The organism is Bifidobacterium sp. UBA6881, from assembly GCA_002451435.1.
Lineage (GTDB): Bacteria > Actinomycetota > Actinomycetes > Actinomycetales > Bifidobacteriaceae > Bifidobacterium.
Genome location: DKCF01000002.1, coordinates 1 through 11,683, shown reverse-complemented (window position 1 = coordinate 11,683; position 11,683 = coordinate 1). Strand labels below are relative to the sequence as shown.

At 55.0% G+C, this 11,683-nt stretch carries 6 protein-coding genes and 1 pseudogene; 1 reads left to right on the top strand and 6 read right to left on the bottom strand.

Annotated elements, in window-relative coordinates:
* The 4 genes from B3C64_RS00080 to B3C64_RS00065 form a co-directional block, all read right to left on the bottom strand.
* Positions 1-1,205, bottom strand: a 1,205-nt coding sequence (locus tag B3C64_RS00080; protein WP_291532870.1) for an MFS transporter, incomplete at its 3' end; no start/stop codon positions are given.
* 82 nt (positions 1,206-1,287) lie between these two features.
* Entirely contained in the window at positions 1,288-2,439 is a 1,152-nt protein-coding gene (locus B3C64_RS00075) for a LacI family DNA-binding transcriptional regulator (protein WP_291532869.1), read from the bottom strand.
* A gap of 141 nt (positions 2,440-2,580) precedes the next feature.
* The gene (locus B3C64_RS00070) at positions 2,581-3,981 is read right to left on the bottom strand and encodes an MFS transporter (RefSeq protein ID WP_291532868.1); all 1,401 of its coding nucleotides are present in this window, start codon (positions 3,979-3,981) and stop codon (positions 2,581-2,583) included.
* 58 nt (positions 3,982-4,039) lie between these two features.
* Positions 4,040-8,086, bottom strand: a complete 4,047-nt coding sequence (locus B3C64_RS00065; RefSeq protein WP_291532867.1) for a fibronectin type III domain-containing protein — start codon at positions 8,084-8,086, stop codon at positions 4,040-4,042.
* Between the two features lie 194 nt (positions 8,087-8,280).
* Between B3C64_RS00065 and B3C64_RS00060 the strand changes: the two genes are divergently transcribed.
* A complete protein-coding gene (locus tag B3C64_RS00060) occupies positions 8,281-9,576 on the top strand; it encodes an ABC transporter substrate-binding protein (protein WP_291532866.1) in 1,296 nt (431 codons plus the stop codon).
* A 67-nt stretch (positions 9,577-9,643) separates the two neighbouring features.
* On the opposite strand, the gene B3C64_RS00055 is transcribed toward B3C64_RS00060, so the two are convergent.
* Positions 9,644-11,431 carry an ABC transporter ATP-binding protein gene (locus B3C64_RS00055; protein ID WP_291532865.1) on the bottom strand — a complete coding sequence of 596 codons (1,788 nt, stop codon included), beginning with the start codon at positions 11,429-11,431 and terminating at the stop codon, positions 9,644-9,646.
* A gap of 9 nt (positions 11,432-11,440) precedes the next feature.
* Positions 11,441-11,683 (bottom strand): annotated as a pseudogene (locus tag B3C64_RS00050) (ABC transporter ATP-binding protein); the annotation flags it as partial.

Below are 11,683 nucleotides of genomic sequence, written 5' to 3'. Positions count from 1 at the left end.
GCGAAGAACTGCATGCCGGAGAATGTGGCCGCGCGCGAACGTCGGGTCACGATCTGATCCACATCGGCCACATACGGGAAAACCGTCCATGGCAGATATCCATACAACGCCTTGGCCGTCAGGAACCACAGCATGCCGGCCACGGCGAATATCAGCCACAATGATGCCGGCATGTGTCCACGCAACAGCCAAGAAGCCAGTAGCCAGGCAGCGCCTATCAATCCCGTCACGAAACCGATCTCATACATGCGCCGAGGTCCGATACGCGTCATCATCCACCCGAATACCGGTGTCAATGGCAGGGAAACCACGCTACAGCTCAATAAAATCGACGCGAATGCCGCGGTACGGTTCCAGTTGTACAGCATGAAAAACACGACCGTTTGTCCAAAAATATCGCTGGCTGTGAGTATCAACAGATACATCGCAAGATGCTGGCGGAAAACCACAATCCGCAGAGTGCTCGCGTACTCACCCGCAATTCTGCGCAGACGCCGAACCCAACCTTCGAATCCGATATGGGACATTTGCCTGGTACCGTCTTCCCACTGTCCAAAGCCGGCCGACCGCGGAGTCAGTTCCCACGTGGTCCAGCAACTGATGCTTGTCGCCACAATGAAGCCGACGATAAAGGCAATGGCGACAATCATATAGCCAGTAGGGTGGTCTTCTCCGGCAAACGCCAACACGACACCGCCAATCAAAGGCACCAAAGTGCCAGAAGCAGAGGAAACGAACATGCGCACGGTGGACAGCAACGTTCGCTCCCCGAAATCCTGTGCCATTTCACCGGGCAAAGGATTGTATGCCGTCTGGAACATCTGCCCAAGCACCACCCACAGCACATAGACGGCCAGATACGTGGCAGGGGGAAGCCCCGGAATCCATAACAATATTCCGAATATAAGCAACGGCGGCACCATGAGCATCAACAGATGTCGGCGACCGAGCCGGCGCGCCAGCCGGAAACGATACAGATTGTCATCCAGCACACCGAAGAACAATGCCGCGAAAGCGCTGACAATGGTGCTTATGCCGAGGATCGACTGCGCCGAGCCGATGTTCATTCCACAGAACCGCGTCCAGAACAACGCGAGGTACGTGGAGACCAGAACGCCTTGGCCTCCGCCATAGAAATCTCCCATACCGTATCCGATGGCTGAGCGGATGGTTACTTTACGACCGTGTTTCCAAGGAATCTGCATTGATGCCCCTCACTCCGAACTTTGTCCCGGCTTTTCGACTCGACGTGCATCCCACAACCGATATTCATTTCGAATCGTTCCGTCACCGGCTGGCGAGAAAATCCGCTGGAACGCTTTCCTGATTTGATATCAGAGCATTCTCCACACCTTTTCGCGCGACGCTCCCACGAATCATCAGCGATGTGTTTATTTGCGCGGCCAAAGAACCATATTCCTTACGAAAAATCCCATGCTCATGCAATTTCATGAGCAGTTCCGTATCATGCAGATTCAATGCCGGCATAGTCTTGTTGCCAAGCAACATGTTCACCGCGGTCTGGCCCATCTGCGCGCGAGGAATCCGAATCGTGGTGATCGGCGGATCCACCATAGGCGCCACCAACGTACTATCGAATCCCACCACAGACACATCCGCAGGAACATGGACGCCGTCCATGCTGAATTTGCGTATGACTCCAGCCGCAATAAGATCATTGAAGCACACCACTGCATCCGGAAGCACGTTTTCCAATGCAAGCGCGGCCTGCATACCACCCTCAATACCGGGCTTCACCGAACCGATCTGCCGTAACTCCATGCCGAAATACTGGCATAATTGGCTTAGTGTCCCCCAACGAGATTCGTTCGCCCATTCGCTATGGGAACCGGCAACATAAGCTATGCTGCGCAAGTCGTACCGTCTGAACATTATCAGGATACGTGCCACGCCAAGCAACGGATCCGGAATGACGCTTGGCACCCCCTCCATCGGCCGATTCATCACCACCACGGGGACACGCTCATGCAACTTCCGCACTTTAGAGACATCCAGTTTGTCGGTGCACAGAATAAGCCCATCCAACTTGTCGATGATGTTATCCACCAACCGTTGCGCCCACATCATGGAATTACCGATTTCGATAAGGCTCACCGCGCTATTGGACTCCATCGCGGCGAGTTGCGCGCCTTTGAGAATCTGAGCGCCCACTCCATTCGACGCGTCATTGACCAACATGGCAAAAAGATGCGAATCGGCATTTTCGCGGAATTTAAAATCGTCCTGCCGATGGGAATCGCCCGTTTTAATTTTCGAATGATGCACGGCTGGCATATATCCCAAGCGATTGGCGACAGCACGCACACGCTGTAATGTCTGAATATTGACCCTGCTTGGATTGGAAAAAACTCGCGAAACCGTCGACACGGCGACTCCGGCCTCTTTGGCCACATCCGCCAAACGCACTTTGTTGACCATCGTTCGCATCCAATCATCAATGATTCGATCCAATCCGAATCACATTACATCCCAATAGTAATAGTCGCGTCCTCATTCCCTTGCATTGGAATGAGGACGCGACATTTCAATCAGCTGTTCGCCATAATGGGTTTGCCGCTATCACGCTTCGGCCTTGGCCGCGTGACGCTCGGCCAGATCAGCCTTGATTTGCGCGAACTTCTTCTCGGTAATCGGATAGAAGAACATGATGGCCGCGGAAATCACGAAGCCGATAAGCGGCACAAGACCGCAGGCCAGACGCAGGTTCTCAGTGACAGACGGATCCTGAGCGACGTTCATGCCTTCCTTGTAACCAGTGAACGCAAGAATTGCCGGTCCCAGCCAAGAAGTCAGCGCGCCGAACATCTGGCGGAAGAAGCTCAGGCCAGCCATGGCCGCACCATCGGTACGCTTTCCGGTCTTCCACTCGTAGTATTCGACAGTGTCGCCTTCCATGCCCCAGACGTAGTTTCCGCAGAACTGCGCGCCAATGGCGTTCAATGCCATTGCGAACAAGGCCAGCCACACGTTCTGCACGAAGATGAACATCACGCCGCCGATGATGCCGAGAACGCAACCAAGGTACCAGCCGCCCTTCTTGCCGAGCTTACGGGCGATAACCGGTCCGAACGGAGAGGCCACGACGCCGATAGAGGCATTGATCAGCGTGACCAGCGTGGTGATCAGCGCGACGGTGCCGGCATCCATGCCGTTGGCAAGAACCTGCTTGGCGATGATCGGGCCAATGGAACCGACGCAGGTGGCAATCAGGTAGAAACCAGTGGCGAAGCACAGAATCAGCAGTGCCGGGTTCTTCACAATCGCCTTGAGCGTATCAGCGAAAGAGACCTTGGGCTGAACCGGCACATCGACCTGTTCGATGGTGGTCTTGTATAGGAAGACATAGATCAGGGCGCCGATGAGGCAGAAGATGGCGACGACGGGAAGGAACAGCTTGGACGGATCCATGGAGTTGACCTTCGGCGCAAGCGTGAACGTGATGACCAGACCGAAGAGCGCGCCACCGACCATACGCGAAGACGACAGACGCTGACGCTCGTTCTGGTCCTGGGTCATAGCACCCAGCAACGCGCCATACGGAACACCGCCAAGCGCACCGAGGAGCTGATACAGCAGGTACGTGACAATGGCCCAGCAAACCTTGATCTGCAGGTTGGCGTCAGTGGGAATGGTGTACATCAGTGTGATGGCCACCATCATAGGAACGCCGAACCATACCACCAGACGACGGAACTTGCCGTTCTTGTTGGCTTTCACACGATCGGCGTAATTGCCGGCCAGCAGGTACACGACCGCCTGGAAGAAACGGGCGAACAGGAAGATCGCCGCAGTAGTCGCCGCAGGAATGCCGATGTAGATGTAATAGGTGGCCAGAAACATCGACATCATACGCCAACCGATGTTATTGGCCAGATCTCCAGATCCATAGCCCACATAGTTGAGCCATGTCAATTTCTGCATCTTCTTCTGCGGAGATGCAGTCGTAGTCGCAGCACTCATTGCTACTTTCTCCTTCTTACTTTACTTTGTGATCCGGTTTAGATTCACACTTGTTGATTCAACGAATGATGCAGGGCAGGGACGGACTGGATTCCACGCTCATGCCGATTGCATTCACCGCTATCACACTTGCCGTATAGTTGCCCGGCGCAAGACCGGAAACAACATGTTCGATTTCGGAGCCATCGGCTTTGACGACCGTTGAGGTTCCCTCGGTCAGGTTGCGCAACGTCAGCACGTAGGAAAGCACTCGAGCACCGCCGTCCGCCGGCTTGCTCCAAGTGACTTTCATCTCGTCGCCACTCGATGTGACGCCAGGCTTGTTCGGCTGTGAAGGTGTTTGGGCCACAAGAGTTGGTTCGCTGTACTCGCTCAGTGCCACCAACCCATCGGCTCCACGCACTTCGATGTAAATTCGGTATTCCCCTCGCGGAAGACCATCGAACAGGCAACCGGACGCACTCTTCGGAACCCACAGGCACCGCTTCAGCGACTGCCCGACTCCCACGGATTCCAAATGCGCGACAAAACTCACAGCGGAAGTCGCCGCCTCCGCCGGCAGCGTCCAAGTCACACGCAGCGTTCCGTCAGGGACCTGCAATGCGACCTTCGGCGCTGGAATACGTTCTGAATCGGCACCGTCAAGAATATGATGCGTCTTACCATCACCGATGGCCACTTGGTCACTATACGCCTTCTCGCCCGATCCAATGGCGTTGAAACTATAGACCTCCGCCGTCCACAGTCCATCGGGGACCTGCTGAATGCTGACATGCCCGGCATCGCCCACGATCTGGGCTTCGATGGCTTCATCCGCATCATTACGCAGGACGATATGGCTTCCCTGCAACGCGGACCGGCCGTCGAAGGTGGTTTGCCACGACACGTGAACCGTGTGATCCTTCACTTGGAGAAGCACCTGTCCCGGAGCACTGGGAACCGTTGGCATATGGGCCTCGGCGTATACCGCAACCTGGGCGAGCTGCATGGCATATTCGCCGTTCTCGTTCGGGTTGGCGCGCAATTTGGAGGCCTCCACCTTGACGAACCGCACATTCTCCACTGGTGCGAAATCAAACGCCCTGGCCTTTCCGTTGCTCGGCAATGGATAGTCCACACATGATTTCACGGTCTTCCAAGAATTGCCGTCAGAGGAAACACTGATGAGGAAGTCTTCGGGGAACCCCTGTCCGACATTCGGATCAACGGCTTTATGGCCCGCCGCGAATTCGAGTACGCCGCCTACGCCTTCGCCCTCGCCGTGGAACGCCTCAGCCACCGTGCCTCCGGGATTCTCACCACGCGGAGCGAGAACCACTTGGGATACGGTACGTGGTTCCGACAATTCCAACTGAACCCATTCCGGCCGATTCTCGGCATGTTTCTCAGATGACCAACCAAAACGGTTGTAGTCGGCGGTGAAACTGCCATCCACCAAAGACGCACTGGTCCAGCCATTCAATGTGCTTGCCGAGGAAACGCTCACCTTGGCACCGGCAGCCAGGTTAAGCGCATCCTCGCCAACCGGCATATCCCCTGCGGTGAATGTAATCCCGACGGTCACCGAATCACCGTATTCTCCGGTGTACTTGATTTTTCCGGAATATTCGCGTCCAGACTCCAGCGCACCGACATTCACCGTATAGAACTGTTCCTGTTCGTGCCGCAAATTGCCCTCAAGCTTCTCCAGCGAGATAGAGCCATTCGCATCATCGACCAGTTGGGCGGTCCAGTGTTCGCTCAAAGCTCCGCCAAGCTGCTTGAGGTGGATGCAGTGCTTCACTCGACGAGAAATCCAATCGACCTTGCCGAGATCGATGGCATCGCGGCTGACTCCGATCTTCGCAGGAGCCGGACGTCCAATCCATCCGAGGAAATTGTCCTCATGGAACTTGAGTTTGCCGTTCTTACGCACTTCCAATGAAAGAATCAACCTGGATTCCGTGGCTTCCACCTGTCCGGGAACACGAATGACGATCTCATGCTCACGGAATTCCCCATGAGGCACCTCGATATCGAAATCCCCTTCGCTTTGGCGAATCGGCTGCTGCGTGTTGACATTCTCGGAATACACCTTCCAAGACACATTCAACGCGGTACCGTCAATCTCCTCATCGTTATAGATGATGAGTGTCCTATCGGAATCCACGCCGGGCTGATAGATACGGTGCGGCAGCCCAAGGCGGGGCTCTCCGTCAAATCCCTTGTCGAATGCGGCGACATCGGCATAGGAATTCGCAAAATACTCGAATCCATCTCCCTCAATCCAACGTGCGTCACCGGATGCGGTGGGATCGAACTGGGGACGAATCAGCATCTTCGGGTTCAATCCATGTTTGGTGGACTTCTGGTCAAGCGGAATATACCGTTCGATATTGTCATAGACGAACATCGACCAGCAGAACGGCTTCCAATCCATCATCCGCGTTGTGCGGATGCCACGCGTGACACGTCCAAGCTCGCGTCCGAAATCAGCACGCGAAATGGTATCGGGGTTGCCGTTGAGACGACCATGATAGATGTCTTTGATGGTGCCGTCCGCGGCATATTGAGGAATGCCGGCCGTGGAAACGGAGAACTCCTCACCCGCGCCCAATGGCAGATCAGAATCGATCTGGTACAAATCATAGATATTCGGCGCCGAAGTCATGCCGGACGGGTAACCGCCGAAGTAGTGACGGGAGTCCTCGTTGGTAATGGGCTTGTTGAATCCATCGTTGATGACCATGCGACTGACGTCGTTGCGAAGCACAGCCTTCTCCAAGGGTGCCACCAATTCCGTTTCGTCATTCGGATTCCAAGCCTCGTTGGTGGTGGACCACAGCACGATGCTTGGATGGTTGCGGTATTCGCGCACCCAGCGTTCCACCCATTCGCAATAATATCCGATCGCTTCATCAGAATAATTGATGTAGTACGGAGGATTCAGCGAAACATTCGAGACGGAGCCAGGATTCCAGAAAGCGGTCTCCTCCTCCATCAGCATACCGATTTCATCCGCATGGTCATACAAGGCCTGCGATGGAATCGAACGGATGTGATTGCGGACAATGTTCGCGTTGGCGTGCTTGTACGCGTCGAGCCACGTACTCGCCATGGCATCCATGGCATGGTTGTCATCAAGAATCACGCCATAGGCATCGCCGATCTCATTGATCAGATCTCGATTGCCCTGGTTGAGCAGACACAACGAATCACCACGAAGGCGAATCTTCACGCCATTCAGGTAATACTTGTCCCCCACCCGGTAGAACTGACGGAATCCGAATCGTGCGGAAAGGGAATGCGCCACGGCGCCATTCTCCTCAATCGAGGCCGCCGCCACATACAGGAACGGATCGGTACGGCTCCAATAATGGGCATCCGGCCACAATGCCGACAAAGTGACGACTTCCTCACCATTCGCGGCGACCTTCACAGCAGTTCTGCGCAAATGCGGCAAAGAGGATCCATCGGAATCTGCCGCCCATGGACTCACCACGACATCCACGTCAACCACATGCGTTTCATTCGTATGGTTGACGACAGTCACATTCACCGTCAGCTCATCGTCCGAAGGATCCGCGTTCTTCTTCAGATCCGGGATAAGCTGCACATCATCGACGCGCAGCTTCGGCTTGGTCTGCACATAGACGTCGCCACCGATGCCGACACGACCCACGATGTTCTCGACGCCAAAGGGGAACAGCAATTTGTCGGGACCCGCCTCAGGGGCCAACGCATCTTCAGGCAGCTGCTTGACGCTCCACACCTCAATGAGGATTTCGTTATCGCCAGGATGCGCGGCAGCATTGATGTTCAAATCATACGGCAGCAGCGTCATCAGATAGCCCTTGGTGCTCTTCGGTCCCACGGAAACGCCATTCACGAAAACCTTGCCCAATGTGGCAAGGGCACCGACGTGCAACTGGATGTCCTCATCGAACATCTTTTCATCGAAATGAACGGTACGACGATACACAGCGTGGTACAGTCCCTTTTCCCAAGCCGTCGGATATCCCGTCGTCACAGGGAGGGAATCCCACCAAGTAGGAACAACAATAGGGAATCCCTTCTCCGAATCATTCGGATGGAAGTCCCACTCGCCATTAAGTTCAAGCTTCATTGCCTCTCCAATTCATCAACGAACTTGCATCTCTGCATCAAAACAATACCCGTCCTTTCTTTTTGCCATTTTTTGCCATTGTTTTTTGCCATTGTTTGCCTTTGCAAAAAATTGCCACCGATAAAGGTCCACAGATCACAACGTCTTAAAGTAAACTTCACAGTGAAGCGACGTGATAGAAAAGAGAAGGAATGATGATTCATCGCAAAGAGGCGCTTGCCCTACTTTGCACGGCATCCGTACTTGCACTGGGATTATCCGGCTGTTCTGGGGACACTGCAACGAACGGCACGGAAATCACACTATGGACCTGGCAGTCGACCATCGGCGACTTTGTGAAGGCATTCGAAAAGCAATATCCAAGCATTCATGTCAATGTGCAAAATGTCGGATCCAACGACAAAGAATACATGCAGCTCTCCAATGCCATCGATGCGGGACGAGGCGTCCCCGACCTTGTTTATCTAGATTACAACGCGGTACAACAATATGCGATAAGCGGGGATCTCAGGGAAATCGACAGTCTTGGCTTCCGCGACATTTCCAGCGACTTCACCAACAGCGCGATATCCAATGTGACCGTCGATGGCCAACATTACGCGCTTCCGATTTCCTCCGGTCCAATGGTAATGTTCTACAACAAAACCATTTTCGACAAGGCAGGCATCACGCGGCCCCCAGAAACGTGGGACGAGTATTATGCCGACGCGCAACAGCTCACGCGAATGAACTCGACGATCCACATCACCAACGACGCTTGCGACGGCGGATTCATCGCTTCGATGCTTTGGCAATCCGGTTCCAGACCGTTCACCCTGCACAACACCACATTGGGTATCGACCTCTCAGCCCGCAGCACACAACGATTCGCGACCATGTGGCAGCGTCTTTTGGATGACAAACTCATCGACACCTCCACGGCATCCTGGTCGGATGCTTGGTATTCCGGCCTTCAGCAGGGCAAAATCGCCACCTTGCTTACCGGTGCGTGGATGACCACCACGCTTAAGAAAAACCTGCCGGACAGTTCCGGAGAATGGCGCATAGCCCCCATGCCCCAATACGATTCCAACGAATCACGGAATTCCGAAAACGGAGGCGGCGCGTTGGCGCTTCCCAAAAAATCCGCGGACGGAAACATTAAATCCGCCTATTTGTTCGCAAAATGGTTCGCGCATGACGGCGGAGTGAAATGCAATCTCGACCAAGACGGCATCCCTCCGCTCAACAGGGTGTTCGCTGACGACAGATACCTCAAGGCGACCGATTCTTTCTTCGGTGGGCAGGAAACGCATCTGGTCATCGCGCAAGCCGCCAAAGAGGTGGATTCCGATTGGCAGTACCTTCCGTTCATGGCGTACGCCAATCAGATAGTCAAGGATACCGTAGGAAAGGTCTACCAGGGCAAAAGCACCATGCGGAAACAATTGTCACTCTGGGGTGTCTCGCTACAGGAATACGCGCGACAACAAGGTTTTACGCTTAAATAGTCGAACTTGCTTGAATTTCTGAATGAAGACCTCTGCCCGCAGAGATCTTCATGATTTTTCACAATGCTCACACCTTGGTCATCGCGTACTGCGATTCGTACAGCCTGTAGTACGCGCCACGCTTCGCGAGCAGCTCACGATGGTTGCCACGCTCGACGATCTGCCCATGATCGATGTAGCAGATCTCGTCCGCGTTCTCGATGGTCGACAGCCGGTGCGCGATGATGAAGCTCGTACGGCCTTTGAGCAGATGGTTCAGACCGGCCTGCAACGCCTCCTCGGTGCGCGTGTCGATATTCGACGTCGCCTCGTCCAGAATCAGAATGCGCGGATCGGCGAGCAGCACGCGGGCGAACGCGATCAGCTGGCGCTGACCCGCGGAAAGCGTCGAACCACGCTCCTGAACCACCGTGTCGTAGCCGTCCGGCAGGCTCATGATGAAGTCATGGGCGTGTACGGCCTTCGCCACCGCCTCGATCTCCTCATCCGTCGCGTCAAGTCTGCCATACCGGATGTTCTCGCGGATGTTGCCGGAGAAGATGAACGTGTCCTGCAACATGACACCCATCTGCCTGCGCAGGCTTTCCAACGTCACCGACCGCACGTCATGGCCATCGATCATCACCGAGCCTTCGGCCACATCATAGAACCGCGACAGCAGACTGATGATCGTCGTCTTCCCGGCCCCCGTAGGACCGACAAGCGCGATGGTCTTTCCGGGCTCGACATGCAGATCGACCAGATTGAGGATATTGCGGCCGTCCGGCTCGTAGCGGAACACGACATCGTTGAAATCGACCTTGCCTTTGATCTGCGGCAAGTCGACGGCATCAGGCGCGTTGCTAATCTCGGGACGCACATCCATCGTTTCGAAAATGCGTTCCAGATACGCGGAACAGGTGATCAGCTGATTGTAGAAATTGCCGATGCTGATCACCGGATTCCAGAAGTTGTTCGCGTAGCCGACGAACGCGATCAGCACGCCCGTGGTGACGTCCACCGCGCCGAAGCCGGTGACGCCCACATAATAGATGAACGCGATCGTCATGACGGAAATGGTCTGGATGCCCGGCCACATGAGGAACTGGATGTGCACGGCCTTCATCCACGAGGTACGCACATCGTTCTGCTGCTCCTGGAAGGTCTTGAACTGCACGGACTCCTGGGCGAAGGTCTGCGTGGTCTTCACGCCGGCGATCGACTCGTGGATGAACGCGTTCAGATTGCTTTGCTTGTTCGACAGCACCTGGTATGCACGCCGCTGGAAATGCTGCAGCACCAACACCCACGCGATGAGGAACGGGAACAACACCAGGCTGAACAATGCGAGCCGCCAATCGATCACGAACATCACCACCAACGTGATGACGAACGTGAACACATCGGAGATCACGTTGATCAACCCCGAACTCAACGTGTCCGAAAGCGTGTTCACATAGTTGACCACACGAATCATGATCTTGCCGTGCGGACGCGAATCGAAATAGCTGAACGGCAACGTCTGGATATGCGTGAACAGATCGCGGCGCATGTCCTTGAGCATCAGCTGGCCGACGCGCGCGATCTCCACGGTACGGTAGCGCAGGCCGAACTCGTAAACCACGATCAGCACGGCCAGAAGGCCCGCCAATTCGCCGAGCAGTGTGAGGTTCTTCGACGGAATCGCGCTGTCGATCATAACCTTCATCAGATACGGCTCGACCACCTCGATGCAACCCATCGCCACGACGACGGCGAGGATGCGCAGCACCTTCGCCATATACGGTTTCAGGTAGACGCCGATACGGAGAATATCGTGTAGATTGATCTTCTCCTCAAGCTCTTCATCCTCGCGGAATGTATTGCGCTTTGCCATAATGCCCCTCTACTCTTCGAATCCCTGCGCGCAACCGGCCTGCAAGCCAAGCTGCTTGTGGTAGATCTCCCAATACCGGCCATGCGCGGCGACCAATTCGTCATGGGTGCCGCGTTCCACCACCCGCCCATGTTCGAGGACGAGAATCAAATCGGAATCCTTGACGGATGAGATACGGTGCGCGATGGTGACGATCGTCTTCTTATCGTCCAGTTCGCGCAGATGCTGCTGGATCTCGGCCTCGGTCTCCAT

Coding starts and splice junctions, on each gene's coding strand:
- B3C64_RS00075 (WP_291532869.1), bottom strand. CDS start 2,439: ATGGTCAACAAAGTGCGTTTGGCGGATGTGGCCAAAGAGGCCGGAGTC.
- B3C64_RS00070 (WP_291532868.1), bottom strand. CDS start 3,981: ATGAGTGCTGCGACTACGACTGCATCTCCGCAGAAGAAGATGCAGAAA.
- B3C64_RS00055 (WP_291532865.1), bottom strand. CDS start 11,431: ATGGCAAAGCGCAATACATTCCGCGAGGATGAAGAGCTTGAGGAGAAG.
- B3C64_RS00065 (WP_291532867.1), bottom strand. CDS start 8,086: ATGAAGCTTGAACTTAATGGCGAGTGGGACTTCCATCCGAATGATTCG.
- B3C64_RS00060 (WP_291532866.1), top strand. CDS start 8,281: ATGATTCATCGCAAAGAGGCGCTTGCCCTACTTTGCACGGCATCCGTA.